Below are 17,211 nucleotides of genomic sequence, written 5' to 3' on the forward strand. Positions count from 1 at the left end.
ACCATTATACCTTGTTGCTATGCCGTTCATTTTTCACTCAAAGATCAACAGCCTCTAGTAAGGCACGTACTTGAAGCACTTAAAAGATAAAAATAAAGGCTCTCTAATGTGTTTAGGAGCCATCTAACTTATAGTTGTTTCGGGTGAGGCTTATTTGTTTTTGTGCTCCAGTGCTGTAAGTGATGTACCTACGATAAATATAGACACGACAAACAAGCCTAAATCTTTTAGCAAAAACTGGCCAGGAACCACAGAGATCGCAGGAAACCCAAGAGATGCCTCAAAAACACCGGGTGTAGTCAGCATGAACGACAATGTCGTAAAAAAGAGTCCGGTTGAAAGTACACCGCCCAAGATTGCGAGCTTAGGGGAGAAAACTCGTGCAGCGATTAACAGGCCAACTGAAATTTCAAGCACACCCAGAAAATTTGAGAATCCTTGAATGCTGAGGAAGCTATACATCCACGAAAGCAGAGGGCTATTACTAACAAAACCATATATACCGTTTGCTTCGTAGCTAGTGAATTTCATGCCACCAAACCACAAATATATTATCGTCATGGCAACGTAGATGCCACCTATACCAAACTTAGTGATTTTTGCACCGAGATTATTACTAAGGGTATTGGTAGTCTGGACACCATTTTCAATTTCGGGAATAGTCATCTTATATCTCCAATTATTTTTAGCCATGTGGACTCACTCTATGTAGCCCACTAAAATGATATGACTCTTGAGAAAAACTATATGTTTACTCGAGTCGAACCTAACTTAGGTAATTGCTGTAGTTGAGCACCAATGGATTAGACATCAATGCCTAGTGGTTGAACGGCCGGGAAGTCGACCTCGGTCTGTGTCACTTCGTTAACGTAGTTAGTGAAAGTGTTCAGGGCAACAGCCAACAGAATATCCACTACATGTGCATCACTGTAGCCAGCGTTCAGCACCGCTTGGACCTGGTCATTGCTGACTTGCCCGCGCTGGCGGACTACGGCGGCAGCAAAACGCACGGCTGCGTCGGCCTTAGGGTCATTTGATGCACCGCTGCGGTTGGCAGTGAGTTCAGCATCATCAAGCTTGGCCACCTTACGGCCTAGGAAGGAATGGGCAGCAAGGCAATAATCGCAGCCGTTGATCTCAGCGACGGCTAGGGCAATACGCTCAAGAGTCGCTGTACCCAAGCCGCCCTGTGCTGATGCTGCGCTCAATTGCAGGTAGCCAGTCAGCGCAGCAGGGCTGTTGGCAACGACGCGGAACATGTTAGGAACGCGGCCCAGTTGTTTTTCCACAGCCTTGAGTGAGGTATGGGTAGCAGTAGGCGCGGCGTCGATTGTGGTAGGGGTGTTCAAACGTGACATAAATTTCTCCTAGTGATTTGAAAGACAGCACGCTGTATTGGCGTGGAATAAATTGTATTTAAGAAGGTTCTGCTTGATAATCCGTTGCTATCAGACAGCTCATCTTCACGTCTTGCGCAGTCGCCATTTCAGTGCCACTACACACCTTCGTTGACGTCACGCCGTCCTGATTTCTAAGGAGGTCTTCGAGACTCCAAAAACACCCTCCGGCAACGATCACATTATTTATTTTTCATAAAGCCTCCTTGGTTTTTATCTATTTACTAATGGAACTGAATTTACAGCATGTAAAATAGATATAACATGCTCAATAGTTCGTATAATGTGACTTATTAGACAGTTTACGTAGGGGCTATGTATGGATGCAGACTTTGGATATCAGATTAAAAGAGTTGTGAAATTAAGGGTTCACGAAAAACTGCAAATATAGGGCAAATCAGATTGTCTATACCCATAATTTAGAGCGCCCGAGCATCAGGAACTCACTGAAAGCAGACGTTTCTGAAAATAAACAAGGCACAGCGCTTGAAAATTTCGAGACATCAACGTTTTGCCAAAAGGCTAAAAATGCGTGCACTACTCATTTCGCATTTAAAGAGAGCATCGGTTATTAGGCAATAACGATGTGGCCAAAATTTGTCGACCACTACACTATCTCGTAAACGAGTTTGATAGACGTCAACTAGTACGTATTTTTAGTGTAAGGTCATATTAATGCACGATGCTAAACTCTGCTGTGAGCTAGGTAGGATGTATAAATACCATAAATATTTCAATGCTTTACTTTTTAAAGCTCAAGTGAGTTACTCAGTTCCGACTGTTGGTGGCAGATTTGGAATCTCGCGATTTGTCTTAAATGTCAGCCAAGCAAGTCTCTCGCTAATAAAGTGTTGACTATCCCTGACAAAGTAACAATTTCTTGCCATAATCAGACTTAAGCACTTTACTTAGAGTGTATGTGCGCCGCTTAATGCATCAATGCTGCTAATTCCCTGATTGACATCAATCACTTTGTTTCCTGTTTGATACTCTGAGATAAACAAGATCGAATGATGCAAAAGGGGACTATTTAAATACTGAGGGAACAAATGGCAGTAGATTTGAGCATAGAAACCGCTCTGCTCCTAGAGCGCTGGCAAGGCATTGTAAACTCGATGGCTCAAGTCGCGGAAGTGCCTTGTGTGCTGATTAATCGATTAGATAAAAACGAAATTTGTCAGGCTGTTGGCAGTGTGTCAGTACCAACTTTTTATTGCGGTGAACCTGTTCCATTGGCACTTAACACTTATTGTTCCCAAGTCATTTCCAGTAACCAGCCATTACTAGTTGAAAATGCAATCGGTACCCGATATGAAAACAATAACCCAACATTTGCAGCAGGCTTTAGTTATTACTATGGCCTGCCATTGCTTTGGCCTAGCGGAAAAACTTTCGGTACTTTGTGTATGTTGGACTTTTCAAGCCCAGATCGGGCATCACAACACTGTTCCTTACTCACACTTTTTAAGCAGGCCATTGAATACGATTTACAGATGCTTCAACAACAGCAAGATCTGCTAAAGCGTGAGCAACAAGCAGACAAAAAATTTATACAACTATTCAATGAGATGTCAAATAGGATAAGACCGGTAACTAATAATAAGTTGCTTCAATCTGAGTTGTTTGTACTTTTGACAAGCCAATACCAATACTGGCATCAGGAACTGGATAAGCAGCTTAATCAAACCGTCCTGACTGATGAAAACTCCATTCATATAGCGGCACTGGTTCGAATTTGGTCAAATTTGTTGGCGATTGCCCATGAAACAGAATGGTTGAGAGCTACGGCAGTTCTAGAACCTTATAGTTGTGATGCTGTTGCGTCACTGGTCAATGCAACTCCATTATTAGAACAAGCAGTGTATAAAACAGCGCTGACCCTTGGTGCTGATCTCGTTTTGAGGAGTCATTTGCCTAATCCACTGTTACTAAGTGGGAAACCAGAGTTATGGTCTCTGATAGGACTAGCTATCACGAGCTTTTTAGTTGTTGGCGCCAGCGGTACAAGTATAACTATTTTTGTCAGTAACCGATTAAAAGGTAAGTACAGAGTTTTGGAATGGTCCCTTCTTGTAAAAGGCCAGACGATGCCGCTGCGTTTTACCCGCGATAATCAAGCGCTTTATGGTTTTGCAACAGTATGTGCCGAGTTAGCGGGTGCTGTTCTTGAATCTGGTGAGTGGCAATTAACTGAGAGTCTTCAGCAACAGAGTCGTTATCTCAACTCAAATCGTGATCACGTTGACGACATTGAAAGCAGGAATGCTTCAAGAACTGCTAATGGCATAACCAGGCTTATCTGCTTATCGATACCGGTGATGGGAGACGATTTATAAACACTCAGCGATGATCAGCGAAGTTGTGTTTTAGTTTTCTTGTTGGCACTACATCCGGTATGGCGGCCTTTAATCTGAGAGTGACACTTGGGATAACTGAAAAACTGGCTGTGATTCTGCTGAACGGAGCTTGGTGCTAAGCATGTTGGCGTCATTCAAAGCAAGGTCAACACTGCTATTAACGTTTACGATTATCTGACGGACGTGCTGCTGCGCGTCAACCAACATCCAGTAAGCAAGGTACATGAACTAATGCCGAAGTTACGGAAAGCTCAGTTCGAAAGCGCATTACAGCGTTCAGCTCTATTTAGCAATCCCGATGCTTCGGTAAAATAAGCCACGGAAAATGCTCCGGAGGCCGCATGCACACTAAATAGATGACGTTAGACGAAGAGTTGGATTTAAACGAGCAAATTATAGAGCCTGCGACCGGAAAAGCCAAAAGTTTATAAATACAGCTAAAACTCAAATCAAGCAGGCGAATATTGTACAAAACAATACCATTGCTACAGAGATAACTTCAAGTCTGACAGATCTATGCTAGAGTTAAATCAACGATTTAATTCATTTTTCTATGCAGGATCTTTGAAAAATGCAGTAGAAAAACGGAGAAGTACATGACCTTTAGTTTAGCTCAAACAGCTAGTGCAGAAACCACACTAAAAGCACCTGCTGAAGCAGATCAGAACCTGCGGGATATCACTGAACTGGCGTGTTATATCTGTGATGCACCAGTGGCTATGGTGACGCGAACCGATGACACAAAGCTGAATCTAATTGCAAAAGTTGGTATTTCGCGTACCTCTGTATTAATTAAAGAGTCCTTTTGCGTGTATGCAATGGAAACACCTGATGCGGTAATGGTGGTCCCTGACGCTACTTTAGATCACAGATTCAGTACCAATGCTATGGTGATTTCAGGACCTGGCTACCGATTTTATGCTGGCTCGCCGCTGATTGATCCCGAAGGTGCAGTGATTGGTACTATTTGTGTCTATGATCATGTTCCTAAGCAGCTGAACCAGCGGCAGATAAGCTCTTTGCAGGCTCTGTCCAGACAAGTGATCGCCATACTGGAGCTGAAAAAAGTCGGCGAACAATTACATAATACCAGCATGACGGATGCGCTGACAGGGGTGAACAACAGAAGAGCTTTTGACCTCAAGTTTGAAGCTGAATTTGCTCGCTGGCAAAGAACAGGACAATCTTTTGTACTGGCATTGATTGATATTGATCACTTTAAGAGTTTTAACGACAGCTATGGTCATGCCGCAGGAGATGAGGCACTGAGTCAAGTCGCGGCTCTGTTTCAGCGCCATAGCAGGAACTATGACTTTTTCGCCCGTTATGGTGGTGAAGAGTTTGTGCTGATCCTGCCAGGCACAGACACAGCGTCCGCAAATAAAACACTGGAAAAGTTAAGGCTGGTAGTGGCTAACCATGAGTGGTTATTACGACAATTAACGGTCAGCATAGGTTTGGCCAGCGCTGATTTATTTGACGACAAAAAGCAGTTGCTCGAAGTCGCCGATCAGATGTTATACAAAGCTAAAACCCAAGGCCGCAATCAAACCAGTGTGTTCGCCACACTGTAAGAGATCTGTTCATGCTGCGCTGATCTCAAGACCTCATAAAAACTGAGGTCTTGCTTCGGTCGATAAGCTGGTCTGATATTGGCATTATTTATTCCTTTCAAATACATGGGTAATGCGACTTACACAGATTTTTTATGCTCTCTTGGACTCCATGTGAAGGAGATCGTCACATTCTTTACATATAGAAAATAGAGTTCTTTAGCCAGCTGCAATTTCAGATTAACCGATTCGGTAAGCTTTCTGCATTTCCGGAGACAACTTTTTTAGCCAGCTTGAGAGACTGAAGCCTTTTCTATCGGTACTATTTAATTTAGTAAAATACAGATGTTCATCCCAGCGAGGACCGAAATCTACTTCTGCAAGACTTACAAGCTGTTTGTTTCTGCGAAGACGATGCTTTTGATGGTAATCTTCGGCGGGCCAAAAATAACCATTTTGTTCTCCGGCCTCAATCACCTCGGGAGATTTCTCCTTTCCAATCGCTTGAATCAGTTCTTCAGCTACTTGTTTTTGCTCCAGATCAAAAACAAAAAGTATCTGGCGATACTGGCCCTGCTTTCTACCATGAACAGACCATGATTCAAAACTTCCAAGAAGTTCCCTGTAGCTGATTTGGTCTTTATCGTAGATCACTCTGACGACTTCGGCGTGTCCGTTGATGTTGCGGTAACTCGGATCCAGAGTTGATGCTCCAGCGTAGCCAACACGTGTTTGCACTACTCCCTGCGTCCCTCCAAAATTAGAATCCGGTCCCCAAAAGCAACCCATGCCGAAAACCGTTTGACTAAGCTTCCCGATTTTCAATGCTTCTTCGATTGCTTCAGGGGTTGCAAATTCATAGCTTTCAACACCGTCTTCTTTATTCATTTTTAGATCCGACATATTTTTCTCCTAACTTTCAAGAATTGTAGCCACTCCCATTCCTCCCGCCGTGCAAACGACGATAAGGCCACGTTTTCCAGGACCAGCTGAGTGCAGTATCTTTGCTAAAACTCCGACGATCTTAGCGCCAGTAGCCGCAAACGGATGCCCAAGGGCAATGCTACTTCCACGGACATTTAGCTTCGAGCGGTCAATTTTTCCGAGAGGCTCTGATCGTCCCAAACGTGTTTTGCAGTATTCAGCAGACTCCCACGCCTTCATCGTGCAGAGCACTTGTCCAGCGAACGCCTCGTGAATTTCGTAAAAATCAAAATCCTGAAGCTTTAAGCCGTTTCGCTTCAATAATTCACTGACCGCCACAGTTGGGGCCATAAGCAAACCTTCGCCAGCGACATAATCCACGGCGGAAGTATGAGAATCCACAATCTTAGCCAACAGGGGCCAATTATTCTTTTTTGCCTCTTCTTCTGATGCTAAAAGAACGGTGGATGAGCCATCTGTGAGCGAGCTTGAATTTCCCGCCGTCAAAGTCCCTTTTTCTGATTTATCAAAAACAGGTTTTAACTTCGACAATTTTTCCAAAGTTGTATCAGCACGCAAAATTCCATCGGTCTTATTTCCTTGGAATGGAAAGACGAGATCATCATAAAACCCATCTTTATATGCTTGAGCTGCATTTCTGTGACTTGCCAGCGCTAACTCATCTTGCTCTTGGCGAGAAATATTCCACTCTTTAACCATGAGTTCGCAATGCTCACCCATTGATTTTCCGGTGCGTGGCTCAACCACTGCGGGCAACACTGGCTTTAGATCGCTAGGTTTAATTCCTAAAATGATTTTTACTTTCTCACCAAGCGTTCTGGCAGAATTCAACGCAATCAATTTTCTTGCGAAAGTTCGACTAACCATAATGGGCAAATCGCTGTTGCTATCAACACCGCCCGCAATGCCACTTTCAATTTGGTGGCTAGAAATTTTGTGAGCAATCTGAATCGTATTTTCCAAGCTCGTTCCGCAAGCACGTTGCACGTTATATGCCGGAGTGTTTGGATGCAAACCGGAGGATTGAACGACTTCACGAGCCAAATTCCAGTTAGCCGAGCTGTGCATGACAGCTCCTAAGGCTACATCGCCCACAGTTTTTCCTTCCAAGTTATATCTATCAACTAAACTCTTTAGGCTCGCCGTCATTAGTTCTTCACTTGAGACGTCTCGATATGCGGTCATAGATTTCATAAATGGAATCCGAGCTCCACCTACGATATAAACGTTTCTCGTTTTCATAATTTCACCTCCGGCTTTGTGTGCCGTTCAAAAACTTCTCCGACCTTCACGTCGTACGATTCAAAAATGTAGTCTTTGCCAAGCATCTTGGCTTTTTTGTGTTCGGGATGCTTATCCCAAGCATCGAAAGCTTCTCTGGTAAGGAACTCGACAATTAGAACATCTTCACCGTTAGGAGAAGAAAACCGCTCATGGCTTCCGTAACCAGGAATGGCTTCGACAAGCGCGGACATCTCGGCGTATCTTCTTTCAAACTCCCCACCGTGCTCCTTGGCAACACGACTGCGGACAACTGCTATAATCATTGATCTGACTCCTTACTAAGCTAATTACAATCCTCAAAAAAAAGATCTCGTTATTTCATCGAAGCTTCCAACCACTTGTCGAGATCCTTGAACTTGGGGTTTCTCAGCTTCTTTGTCCCAACCAGTATTGTCGGGAAATTTAACTTTCCAGTAGTATAAAGGGATCGCAGTTCATCAGCTGCCGCGTCGTCTTCGTGAACATCTAAAAAATCAAACTCGATTCCTTTTTCTTTCAAGTACGACTGGTAAATCTTGGTTTTATGGCAGTCTTTATGACCGAACAGCTTAATCAACACGAACGGCTCCTTTTTTCAAAAGGTTCACTTTCATAAACCCCCTCGATTTAAAAATTATTCTACAAACTTCAATGACTCCGAGTTGATGCAGAATCGAGCCCCAGAGGGCTCAGGACCATCTGGAAAAACGTGCCCTAAGTGGGCTTCGCACACATTGCATAGCACTTCGATTCTTCGTCCGTAAGTCGTGTCCAGTTCATATTGAATTACGTTGTCGGCGACGGGCTCAGAAAAACTCGGCCAACCTGTTCCCGAATCAAACTTAACGTTCGAATCAAACAGTTCAGTGTCGCAGCCCGCGCAGGCATACCGTCCTGCCTCATAAAATGAACAGAGTTCCCCAGTGTGAGGGCGCTCGGTGCCTTTCTTCCGCATGACATTAAATTGAGCGGGCGTCAGAATTTTTTTCCACTCTTCCTCGCTCTTTTCTACTTTTCTAGGAGGAGCGGGAGTGCCGTTATCGAGATAGTTGTTAATGCTTTCCCAGTTGAACATAAATTTGCTCCTTTATTTTTGGGTTTGTTCTTTAGCTATCAATCCACGCGAAGAAGTCAGTCGCGCTACCAATGAATTTTCCATCCACAAAAACTTGCGGAACAGTTTGAAGGTTGGTTTTTTTCTTCAACTCATCATAAGTCTTGGGATCGTCATCCACGCGAATTTGTTTAAAATCAACTTTTTCAGAAGTTAAGTACTCCTTCACGCGTTTACTAAACGGACAATGGTCTTTTGTGTAGATGACAACGTTCTTAAGTTCTTTCATTTTTTCCTCTTTCGTTTGATTCATGGTTTAATCTCTCTCAAAATGGCACGTGTACCCGTGGGGATTCTTCTTCAAATAGTTTTGGTGATACTCCTCAGCGTCATAAAACTCTTTTTCCAAGGCTACCGTCGTGACCACGGGATTCTCGAAGCGACCGATCTCATTGACCTCATCAATCACGTTTTCGATAATCGCTTTCTGTGCATCGTCACGATAGAACGCTGCCGAGCGATACGAAGTGCCAACATCATTTCCTTGGCGATTCTTCGTAGTCGGATCATGGATTTTGAAAAAGTAATGTAGAATCTCTTCGAGAGATATTTCGTCTTGGTCGTATTCCACGCGAACCGCTTCGGCGTGCCCCGTTTTCCCTGTTATAATATCGGCGTAGGTAGGATCATCAAAATCTCCGCCAGAGTAGCCCACCTTCGTTGACGTCACACCGTCCAGACTCCTAAGGAGGTCTTCGAGACCCCAAAAACACCCTCCGGCAACGATCACATAATCTAGTTTCATAAAGCCTCCTTAGTTTTCATCCACTTACTGATTAGACTGACTTTACAGCATGTAAAATAGATATAATATGTTCAATAGTTCGTATAACATGACCTATTGGACAGTTTACGTAGGAGCTATATATGGATGTTCTCAGTGAAATTTTAGCTCTGTACACGACAAAAATAGATAACTCATTGAAATAATGTCACAATAATTGTTTTCTAACGACGAATACTATGACACATCTCAATGAGTTATATCTTATCTTAAACAAATATCTAAAATGGAACAAGTCACATTTAAAGTGCTTTGCGCTCATCATGCTTGTGATTATTTTAAAGCAAACATGTAATCTTTCTTCTGCATCTAAAGCCTTGCCCATCAAGTGCTTACCACAATCATTTTATCGACGTATGCAGCGCTTCTTTGCAGGTCAGTATTTCGATTATCGTCAAATTTCTCAGTTGATTTTCAATATATTTTCATTCGACAAAGTGCAACTGACTTTAGATAGAACCAATTGGAAATGGGGAAAACGAAATATTAATATCCTGATGCTCGCGATCGTTTATCGTGGAATAGCGATACCTATCGTTTGGACATTACTTAATAAACGTGGAAATTCAGATACAAAAGAGCGTATTGCTTTGATTCAACGCTTTATCTCCATTTTTGGTAAAGACCGTATTGTGAATGTGTTCGCAGACAGAGAGTTTATCGGTGAGCAGTGGTTTACATGGTTAATTGAACAAGACATCAACTTCTGCATTCGTGTTAAAAAAACTTTATTGTCACCAATCATTTAGGAAAGAATCATAAAATCAGTGATTTATTTCGCCATCTTCAAGTTGGTCAAATTGAATGTCGTAAACGACGGATTTTGGTTGGTCGAGTGAAACTATATATAAGTGCACTACAGTTAGAAAATGGAGAACTTTTACTCGTCGTTTCTCCTCAGTTTAATGCCAATTCTATTCAGGATTATGCATTACGCTGGGAAATTGAAACCTTATTCAGTTGTCTCAAAGGACGCGGGTTTAATCTTGAAAATACTCGTTTAACAGACCCTAGACGAGTCAAGAAATTGATAGCAGTGCTAGCTATCGGTTTCTGTTGGTGCTATTTAACAGGTGAATGGCAACATGATCAAAAAAAAGTGATAAAAATAAAGAAGCATGGACGACTCTCAATGAGTTTATTTCGCTATGGTTTAGACTATGTTCAAATGGCGATTCAGCGTTTAATTGGTTTTGGGAAAAAAGAAGAGTTTAAGGAAATTTTGGCAATTTTAAGAAGGCAGAAGCCTGATAGGATAAGGGTTCTGTGAAATTTGTCGTGTACAGAGAAAAAATTAATAACTTTTAGGATACTGCTCAAGATGCTTATTATTGACTAGTTCATTCTTAAATCTAAAAAAATTTAAAATTTAAAAGATTGAAAAAAACAAAAATGCCAGCATCAAGCCAGCATTTTGAGATAAGTCAGTTATTTATCCAGCTATAGTTCCACCATCTTTACGAGTGATTACTACAGTTGCAGAGCGTGGCCGGGAAGTGGCAGACGAGTTAGTCTGTGATGCAGGCCAATGACTAGTGGGCTTATCATAACTTCGAGAATCTTCTCCAGGATGCTGTACATTAATGAAAATCGCTTTATAGTCTGGTGTCATGGTTACCCCCGTAATCTCGCAGCCTTTCGGACCTGTCAGGAAACGACGTAAAGTTTGATCTGAGACTTGAGCACCGACAATAGTTTCCTGACCAGAAGATGTGATTGTTCGAGTACCATCTCCAACCTTACCAGGTAAAGCAGCCAACATCATACAGTTGGTCGTATCTGTATAAGCACCATCATCAGTCTGAATCCAGAGTACACCACGAGGGTCAAACCACATCCCATCTGGTGAAGACAGATCATTATTATCATTCAAACCTGATAGATTAATATTTTGTGCCATTTTAGCTTCAGCACCAAATAGGTAAATATCCCATCTGAATGTGATGGCTGTGGTCGTATCCTTATCTTCATGTAAGCGGATAATATGACCATTTACATTACCTTTGCCACCCTCAGGATCGCTATAGTTACGTGGATTGGCTGCATCTAAGGCATGTGTAGTGCCGCGGTTAGAGTTATTAGTGAGCGTAACATAGACTTCTCCATTCTCAGGATTAACTGCAACCCATTCTGGACGATCCATTTTAGTAGCGCCTACGCTATCTGCTGCTAGACGAGCAAAGGTCACGACATCTGCTTGGGAATTAAAAGGATAGATATTGTTCAGCTCATTCAAACCATTAATACCATAACTCAGCTCAATCCATTGACCACTCCCGTCTGCATTGAATTTAGCAACATAAAGCTTGCCATGATCCATATATTTATCTCCGACTGCATAACCACCATTACGGTCGTTTTCACTCCATTTATAGTCAGAAACAAACTTATATATATATTCTCCACGTGAGTCATCGCCCATATAGAAAGCCAGGTTATCATCTTCACGAGCACGACTGGCACGACAGTCTTCATGCGCAAAACGTCCTAAGGCTGTACGCTTAACTGGATTTTGTCGGCTATCAAATGGATCAATTTCTACAATCCAGCCAAAAGTATTGGGGCCATTACGATAATCTTTGCTAGCATCACCGGCAGTAATATCTGCACTCCATCGATCATAAAGATCCTGAGGTTCAATTGTACCTATTGCAGATTCCCAGCCATAACGTGAGCTTGAACCTGCTTTTAAACCATAACGCTCCAAAGCGACCGTTTCTTGCGGTAAGCGATGAGCATCATCAGTTTTGCTACGGACAAAGTAACCAATAAAGTTTTCTTCAGTGGTGAGATAAGTACCCCATGGGGTATAGCCGTTGCCGCAGTTGTTATGCGTACCGCGTGTTAGTTTTCCACCTGGTGAAAAGCGTGTAGATAGAAGAGTAGATCCACTCGCAGGGCCTGAAAAGCTCATGACAGTTGAGGCAGTAATTCGACGGTTATAAATCGAATTTTTGACAATTTCTATTTTTTGATTGGAATTGTCTTTTTTGATATGAATGATTGAAACACCATGTGCATTTGTCTCACGAATGACTTCATCTTCAGGGCGGCGACCATCAACTTTGGTTGGACCTTGAGGATGTAAAAAAGTCGGATTGATATATTCATGGTTCATAACGAGTAGACCGTGCTCAGACACAGTCGGGTCATACCGGCCAGAAGTGATATTTAAGCCAAAAAAACTCATTCCATCATGGCAGTCGCCAGAGCGAAACTGAAAGCTTGGCCCATTCGGGATATTGTTGTCATCCCAGTCTGAATATGCAGGATTAATAGAATCTCCAAGTGCATACAGGACATTGGCTTCATAACCGTCTGGTACAGTGACGATATCATTCAAGTTTTTAGCAACTGGTGTAAAGTTCAGTTGCTCTGGTTTTGCATTTGGGTCAATAGCAGGCGGGTTTGGTACAGTCTCGGTTGGCGGCAGAGAAGAGCTATTATCGCTGTCCCCACATCCGGCCAGAGAGGATGCAAGGGCCAATGCTGCAGCCCCACTTGCAGTTTTGGCAATTAAAGCACGACGAGAAATGGATTGTTCTAAAATATCCCGAAAATGATGATTATCTGATGTATTATTATCCAATTCCTGATTTTCATCATAAGGTAAGTAATCTGTCATTATTTTATTCCCATAACTAAGGTCTGGTTGTTTTAAAGTCAGGAATAAATTAGCGGTTGAATATGACAGTCAGGTGAAGCTAATATTGCGGATTTATTAAATATAATATTGATTTATATATTAAAAATAAAAGCAGCTTAAGCTGCTCATAGAGTATTTTCTTCTTTTATGTTCTTTTTATTATTATTCAGTTATGTCCGGTCATCATTTTTCTATCCATTTTCCTGCCGCTAAGCCTAATTCAAATAACAGCCACATTGGAACAGCTAACATAATCATTGATAGGGCATCGGGTGGTGTCACAAACATGGCAATAAAAAAACATCCCACCACAATAAATCGTCTTTTTTCCACCAAGGTCTGTGTGCTGACAACACCAATTATAATAAGCAGGAGCGTGATAATAGGGATTTCAAAAGTAAATCCGAAAACTAAAAATAGTTTTAAACAAAAAGCCAGATAACTATTGATATCGGTCATCGGTGCAACAGTGTCAGGTGATACGCTGATAAAAAAATGAAGGATAGAAGGTAAAGCGATTAAATAGGCAAAAGCAATACCTGCATAAAACAGTACAATACTGCTGATTAATAGTGGTAAAGCTAACTTTTTTTCTTTTAGGTACAATGCTGGTCTAATGAAGGCCCAAAGTTGATACAAAATAAAAGGCATGGCGATAAGTAAAGCAATAAAGAAGTTCAACTTAAATGGAGCCATGAAAGTCGCAGTCACATCTGTTGCAATCATGCTAGAGCTTTCAGGTAACTGAGCGCGTAAAGGCTTTGATAAAAGCTGATAAGTTTGGCTTGCAAAAGGCAGTAAACATAAGAATAGTCCTAATAATACGCCCACAATTTTGAAAAGGTGCTTTCGCAGAATCACTAGATGCCTGGTAATTGGCATTTCTTCTAACGGGATTTGCCGGGTATCGTTGTTGGTTTGAGTCGAAGGCAAAATACTCATACGGCCACCTTTATATCAGCATAAATTTTTTCTTGTTTTGTCACTTTATTCAGCTGGATTGGCGGTAAATGAACAGGTGAAACTGATTCATTAATTAATTGGTAAGTCAGCTCATAGTTCAAAAGATGTTGTTCCGGATTTCTAATGATGGGCTGATGGATTACATTTATATTATCCATTTGTGCCTGCATTTTAATTTCTAATTCCTGAATACGTTTCAGCTCGCTTTGCATTTGTTCCCGTAGTTCCGATAGTCGCAATTCACGGTCAAGATCATTTTGTATATTGCCGGCGATCCTTTTGATTTTGGCTGACCATTTACCTATAAAACGTATCGCTTCAGGGAGTTTATCTGGTCCAAGAATGAGCAAGGCAATTGCCCCAAAGACCAACAGCTCAGTCATTCCAATATTGAGCATAGCAATACCTCAATTCTTGATTGAACTCTCACTGGCTTTAACTTTCGCATCAATCGTTCGAGGGTACTGAAGTTGAGCTGCCTCAGCTTCTTCTTCACGGACAGATTTCTTAAAGTCCTTGATTGCACCCCCTACATCTTTTCCTAGATTTTTTAGTTTAGAAGTACCAAACAGTAAGATCACTACAATTGCAAAAATTAGTACATGCCAGATGGATAACCCTGCCATATTTTATCCTCATTTAATCTTTTTAAATTTATTGGCTTATATCAACACTAACAAATGACAGAGCTATGAAGATTTGATGTCAATATAATGACAAGGGTAATCCGCCCATAAATAACCGAAGTTAAAAATAGAGATCAAGCAGCCATTAATTAGAGGTAGCCTTCGTCTGTTTGCTTGGTGTGGTCTTTCATGGTTGTAATGCCACAGCCAACTCGTTGCATAATCTTGCACTTCTTCCAGTGTTTCAAATAAATGCGTACTTAGACAGCTATAGCGTATAGTTGGATTATAATGTTCAATATACGCATTCTGCTGTAGCTTACCTGGTTGAATATATTCAATACGAATACCTTATTCAGTTCCCCAGCGCCCACATTCATGATTGATAAACTCCGGACTATTCTCAAACCGAATAACTAACGGATTTTCTCGCCACTCTAGCAACTGATTCAACGTACGAATAACCCGAATTGTTGGTAATGAGAATTCTGCTTCAATCGCTAAACCTTCTCGACGAGAATCATCAATTATATTCAATAGCCGACACAAAAAGTGCCCCAAATAGAAGAATTACTGCCACACCGCTGGAAACTTGAACGGAATTAAAAAATAGGTATGGGGTTCAGCGGATGCTTACAAAAAAGATGTCTACACAGACCTCTTTTTTATTTGGGCTTAATACGTGAAATTATTGCTGAGTGTCATCTTCATTCAGAATTTGCCCTGTGTGCTTTGGTGTGATTAAAGGTGCAGTCGGACGCGGTCCTGTGTATTGCAAACCGATACCCGCATAGACATCATCTGCTGCAACTTCGGTTTCAAAACGTTCCTTATCTCGTTCTCGGATTTCTTGGCTAATTTCTTCAACATTACTCTGGTCAACACCCAATTCTTCTAAAATGGCACCGCCAAATAGCATTGCCGACTCGAAGGTTTCTCGAATCATGTAATCCACATTTTGTTTTGCTAAATGCAGCGCATGCTCACGGTCATAAGAGCGAACCAGTAACTTGGTTAAAGGAAATTCATGTTGCACCAACTCTACAATCTTATTCGTCGTTTCTTTGTGGTCTACGCAAACAACAATTGCCTCAGCCGTATCTGCTCCCGAGGCATGTAAAATATCTAAACGAGAACCATCGCCATAGTAAATTTTAAATCCAAATCTTTCAGCGTTTTGAATCATGTCGATATCATTATCAATGATGGTCACATCAATCCCTCGAGCAAGCAGTAATTGACTGGAAACTTGTCCAAAACGACCGAAACCAATCATCAATACTTTTCCAGAAAGTCCTTCGGCAATACGGATATTTTCTAAAGAAGTTTGTTCTGTAGTTTGGGTAAAACGTTTAAATAAAAAGCCAATAATCGGGGTCAAAATCATCGATAAGACTACAATCGCAGTCAGGTTTGAGTGTTCAACAGCACTAATGACTTGAGCACTCATGGCGGCAGTAAAGAGTACAAAAGCAAACTCACCCCCTTGAGCCATCAGTAATGCGCGATCGAGTGCTTCGGAGTGTGAACTTTTGGTCATGCGTGCAATCAGGTAAATCATGGATGCTTTGACAAACATCAGCAGAAGTACAGCACTTAAGATTAACACCCAGTTATTTTTTACGACGTTAAGGTCTAGTGACATGCCTACACCTAGAAAAAATAATCCGAGCAATATGCCACGAAACGGTTCAATATCTGCTTCAATCTGATGGCGAAAAGTGGATTCGGAGAGTAATACCCCTGCAAGGAATGCCCCCATTGCCATCGATAAGCCAGTGACTTGCATCAGTAATGCTGCGCCGAGCACCACCAAGAGTGCTGCTGCAGTCATGACTTCACGGGCTTTGGCTGCAGCTAATAAGCGAAATAAAGGATTAAGCAACCAATAGCCTGCAGCGATTAAACCTGCAATTGAAATTAAACCAATTCCGATGCTCTGCAAACGCGTAGAAGTACTTTCAACAACATGATTCGGTGCGATAAAAGCGACAATGGCCAATAAAGGTACAATCAACAAGTCTTCAAACAGCAGAATCGAGACAATTTTTTGTCCTCGTGGTTGAGCAATGTCTCCACGATCTCCCAAAAGTTGCATTACAATTGCAGTTGAGGTGAGTACAAAGCCTGCAGCACACACAAAACTCACTTGCCAAGAATAGCCATAGACCAAGCCTACAGCCGTTAGCCCTAATGAACAGGCACTAATTTGTAATGTACCTAATCCAAAAATTTCTTTTCTTAAATTCCATAAATACAATGGACGCATTTCTAGTCCAATCACAAACAGATACATCACAATACCAAGCTCAGCGATATGCAAAATAGACACAGAATCGTAGAAAAATGCCAGTCCAAATGGACCAATAATTAATCCTGCAATTAAATATCCCAATACCGAGCTTAATCCTAGGCGCTTGATTAAGGGGACTGCGATCACTGCAGCCGTGAGCAATATGACAGGGGATAAAAGGCTGATAGATGTGGCTTCTGCACTCATATATTTCTCAGATTTTGTATTGGGGCTGTTGACATTGCAAGTATAGAATTTACCCGATAAAGG

Annotated in this window: 18 protein-coding genes and 1 pseudogene; 3 read left to right on the forward strand and 16 right to left on the reverse strand. The window is 41.8% G+C overall.

Features of this window, described 5'->3' with window-relative positions:
- Positions 1–150 precede the first annotated feature (150 nt).
- From C3F22_RS17665 to C3F22_RS18695, 3 genes are all read right to left on the reverse strand, one after another.
- Positions 151–666, reverse strand: a complete 516-nt coding sequence (locus C3F22_RS17665) for a YkgB family protein (protein WP_104427076.1) — start codon at positions 664–666, stop codon at positions 151–153.
- 137 nt (positions 667–803) lie between these two features.
- Positions 804–1,358 carry a carboxymuconolactone decarboxylase family protein gene (locus C3F22_RS17670; RefSeq protein WP_000088799.1) on the reverse strand — a complete coding sequence of 185 codons (555 nt, stop codon included), beginning with the start codon at positions 1,356–1,358 and terminating at the stop codon, positions 804–806.
- Between the two features lie 58 nt (positions 1,359–1,416).
- Positions 1,417–1,578: a peptide-methionine (S)-S-oxide reductase gene (locus C3F22_RS18695; protein WP_223290059.1), complete on the reverse strand. Its 162-nt coding sequence runs from the start codon at positions 1,576–1,578 to the stop codon at positions 1,417–1,419.
- 868 nt (positions 1,579–2,446) lie between these two features.
- Here C3F22_RS18695 and C3F22_RS17680 point away from each other — a divergent pair.
- Both C3F22_RS17680 and C3F22_RS17685 read left to right on the forward strand, forming a co-directional pair.
- Entirely contained in the window at positions 2,447–3,733 is a 1,287-nt protein-coding gene (locus C3F22_RS17680) for a GAF domain-containing protein (protein WP_000257537.1), read from the forward strand.
- A 617-nt stretch (positions 3,734–4,350) separates the two neighbouring features.
- A complete protein-coding gene (locus tag C3F22_RS17685; protein ID WP_002119794.1) occupies positions 4,351–5,328 on the forward strand; it encodes a sensor domain-containing diguanylate cyclase in 978 nt (325 codons plus the stop codon).
- A 219-nt stretch (positions 5,329–5,547) separates the two neighbouring features.
- Here C3F22_RS17685 and C3F22_RS17690 read toward each other — a convergent pair whose 3' ends face one another.
- The 7 genes from C3F22_RS17690 to msrA are packed head-to-tail and all read right to left on the reverse strand — an operon-like array spanning position 5,548 to position 9,374.
- A complete protein-coding gene (locus C3F22_RS17690) occupies positions 5,548–6,210 on the reverse strand; it encodes a peptide-methionine (S)-S-oxide reductase MsrA (protein WP_001281573.1) in 663 nt (220 codons plus the stop codon).
- A 9-nt stretch (positions 6,211–6,219) separates the two neighbouring features.
- Positions 6,220–7,494, reverse strand: a complete 1,275-nt coding sequence (locus tag C3F22_RS17695) for an acetyl-CoA C-acetyltransferase (protein ID WP_000857678.1) — start codon at positions 7,492–7,494, stop codon at positions 6,220–6,222.
- Positions 7,491–7,799, reverse strand: a complete 309-nt coding sequence (locus tag C3F22_RS17700) for an antibiotic biosynthesis monooxygenase family protein (RefSeq protein WP_000582514.1) — start codon at positions 7,797–7,799, stop codon at positions 7,491–7,493. Before C3F22_RS17700 ends, C3F22_RS17695 begins: the two co-directional genes overlap by 4 nt.
- Before the next feature lie 50 nt (positions 7,800–7,849).
- Positions 7,850–8,095: a glutaredoxin family protein gene (locus C3F22_RS17705; protein ID WP_000905740.1), complete on the reverse strand. Its 246-nt coding sequence runs from the start codon at positions 8,093–8,095 to the stop codon at positions 7,850–7,852.
- 54 nt (positions 8,096–8,149) lie between these two features.
- Positions 8,150–8,590 carry a peptide-methionine (R)-S-oxide reductase MsrB gene (gene msrB, locus C3F22_RS17710; RefSeq protein ID WP_000483554.1) on the reverse strand — a complete coding sequence of 147 codons (441 nt, stop codon included), beginning with the start codon at positions 8,588–8,590 and terminating at the stop codon, positions 8,150–8,152.
- A 31-nt stretch (positions 8,591–8,621) separates the two neighbouring features.
- Positions 8,622–8,882: a glutaredoxin gene (locus C3F22_RS17715; protein WP_001076938.1), complete on the reverse strand. Its 261-nt coding sequence runs from the start codon at positions 8,880–8,882 to the stop codon at positions 8,622–8,624.
- Positions 8,883–8,885: 3 nt separating this feature from the next.
- Positions 8,886–9,374, reverse strand: coding sequence for a peptide-methionine (S)-S-oxide reductase MsrA (gene msrA / locus C3F22_RS17720; protein WP_000762837.1), 489 nt, complete (start codon positions 9,372–9,374; stop codon positions 8,886–8,888).
- Positions 9,375–9,592: 218 nt separating this feature from the next.
- On the opposite strand from msrA, the gene C3F22_RS17725 reads away from it, so the two are divergent.
- A protein-coding gene (locus C3F22_RS17725) for an IS4 family transposase (protein WP_103800267.1) occupies positions 9,593–10,683 on the forward strand; the annotation gives its coding sequence in 2 pieces (ribosomal slippage) (positions 9,593–10,133 and positions 10,133–10,683; 1,092 coding nt in all).
- A gap of 162 nt (positions 10,684–10,845) precedes the next feature.
- Here the strand turns inward: C3F22_RS17725 and C3F22_RS17730 are convergent.
- From C3F22_RS17730 to C3F22_RS17755, 6 genes and pseudogenes are all read right to left on the reverse strand, one after another.
- Positions 10,846–13,038 (reverse strand): PhoX family protein, encoded by a 2,193-nt coding sequence (locus C3F22_RS17730; RefSeq protein ID WP_004812202.1) that lies wholly within the window; start codon positions 13,036–13,038, stop codon positions 10,846–10,848.
- 204 nt (positions 13,039–13,242) lie between these two features.
- Complete coding sequence (tatC, locus tag C3F22_RS17735) at positions 13,243–14,001, reverse strand: twin-arginine translocase subunit TatC (RefSeq protein WP_004812200.1); 759 nt, start codon at positions 13,999–14,001, stop codon at positions 13,243–13,245.
- Positions 13,998–14,420, reverse strand: a complete 423-nt coding sequence (tatB, locus tag C3F22_RS17740; RefSeq protein ID WP_004812198.1) for a Sec-independent protein translocase protein TatB — start codon at positions 14,418–14,420, stop codon at positions 13,998–14,000. The genes tatC and tatB overlap by 4 nt, the downstream gene beginning before the upstream one ends.
- Before the next feature lie 9 nt (positions 14,421–14,429).
- The gene (locus tag C3F22_RS17745; RefSeq protein WP_004812196.1) at positions 14,430–14,648 is read right to left on the reverse strand and encodes a Sec-independent protein translocase subunit TatA; all 219 of its coding nucleotides are present in this window, start codon (positions 14,646–14,648) and stop codon (positions 14,430–14,432) included.
- A 147-nt stretch (positions 14,649–14,795) separates the two neighbouring features.
- Positions 14,796–15,191: pseudogene (locus tag C3F22_RS17750) on the reverse strand (integrase core domain-containing protein); the annotation flags it as partial.
- A 145-nt stretch (positions 15,192–15,336) separates the two neighbouring features.
- Positions 15,337–17,148, reverse strand: coding sequence for a monovalent cation:proton antiporter-2 (CPA2) family protein (locus C3F22_RS17755; RefSeq protein ID WP_004812195.1), 1,812 nt, complete (start codon positions 17,146–17,148; stop codon positions 15,337–15,339).
- Positions 17,149–17,211: the final 63 nt, after the last annotated feature.

Origin of the sequence: Acinetobacter sp. ACNIH1 (genome assembly GCF_002934695.1) — a bacterium.
In the GTDB taxonomy this organism is placed as follows: Bacteria; Pseudomonadota; Gammaproteobacteria; order Pseudomonadales; family Moraxellaceae; genus Acinetobacter; species Acinetobacter variabilis.

Coding starts and splice junctions, on each gene's coding strand:
- C3F22_RS17665 (WP_104427076.1), bottom strand. CDS start 666: ATGACTATTCCCGAAATTGAAAATGGTGTCCAGACTACCAATACCCTT.
- C3F22_RS17670 (WP_000088799.1), bottom strand. CDS start 1,358: ATGTCACGTTTGAACACCCCTACCACAATCGACGCCGCGCCTACTGCT.
- C3F22_RS17680 (WP_000257537.1), top strand. CDS start 2,447: ATGGCAGTAGATTTGAGCATAGAAACCGCTCTGCTCCTAGAGCGCTGG.
- C3F22_RS17685 (WP_002119794.1), top strand. CDS start 4,351: ATGACCTTTAGTTTAGCTCAAACAGCTAGTGCAGAAACCACACTAAAA.
- C3F22_RS17690 (WP_001281573.1), bottom strand. CDS start 6,210: ATGTCGGATCTAAAAATGAATAAAGAAGACGGTGTTGAAAGCTATGAA.
- C3F22_RS17695 (WP_000857678.1), bottom strand. CDS start 7,494: ATGAAAACGAGAAACGTTTATATCGTAGGTGGAGCTCGGATTCCATTT.
- C3F22_RS17700 (WP_000582514.1), bottom strand. CDS start 7,799: ATGATTATAGCAGTTGTCCGCAGTCGTGTTGCCAAGGAGCACGGTGGG.
- msrB (WP_000483554.1), bottom strand. CDS start 8,590: ATGTTCAACTGGGAAAGCATTAACAACTATCTCGATAACGGCACTCCC.
- C3F22_RS17715 (WP_001076938.1), bottom strand. CDS start 8,882: ATGAATCAAACGAAAGAGGAAAAAATGAAAGAACTTAAGAACGTTGTC.
- msrA (WP_000762837.1), bottom strand. CDS start 9,374: ATGAAACTAGATTATGTGATCGTTGCCGGAGGGTGTTTTTGGGGTCTC.
- C3F22_RS17730 (WP_004812202.1), bottom strand. CDS start 13,038: ATGACAGATTACTTACCTTATGATGAAAATCAGGAATTGGATAATAAT.
- tatC (WP_004812200.1), bottom strand. CDS start 14,001: ATGAGTATTTTGCCTTCGACTCAAACCAACAACGATACCCGGCAAATC.
- tatB (WP_004812198.1), bottom strand. CDS start 14,420: ATGCTCAATATTGGAATGACTGAGCTGTTGGTCTTTGGGGCAATTGCC.
- C3F22_RS17745 (WP_004812196.1), bottom strand. CDS start 14,648: ATGGCAGGGTTATCCATCTGGCATGTACTAATTTTTGCAATTGTAGTG.
- C3F22_RS17755 (WP_004812195.1), bottom strand. CDS start 17,148: ATGAGTGCAGAAGCCACATCTATCAGCCTTTTATCCCCTGTCATATTG.